Origin of the sequence: Oerskovia douganii, from assembly GCF_015142735.1 — a bacterium.
GTDB classification, from domain to species: Bacteria; Actinomycetota; Actinomycetes; order Actinomycetales; family Cellulomonadaceae; genus Oerskovia; species Oerskovia douganii.
Map to the genome: position 1 here is coordinate 87,223 of NZ_JACSPN010000018.1, position 333 is coordinate 87,555.

A 333-nucleotide genomic window follows, 5' to 3' on the forward strand; every position below is an offset into this window, starting at 1 on the left:
GTCGGAGCGGCGGTCGCCGCCGGCGCGCGGGGGCTTGCCGGAGCTCCCGTCGCGGCGGGGTCCTCCCTGGCCGCGGCCCTGGGAGCCGGAAGAACGACCGGTGTCGCCGGACCGCCCTGCCCCGGAAGACCTACGGTCGCGGTCGTCGGCGTGACGTTCTGGGCTGTCGTTCACAGCGGTGTCCCTTCGATATGCACTGACGTTCATCATCCCACGAACAGGGTCGTAGGGGGTTGCCCGGTTAGATCACAGGCACGCCAAAGGCCCACCCCGTGAGGGGTGGGCCTTTGGTGAATGGTTGTCCGGCGGCGACCTACTCTCCCACCCCGTCTC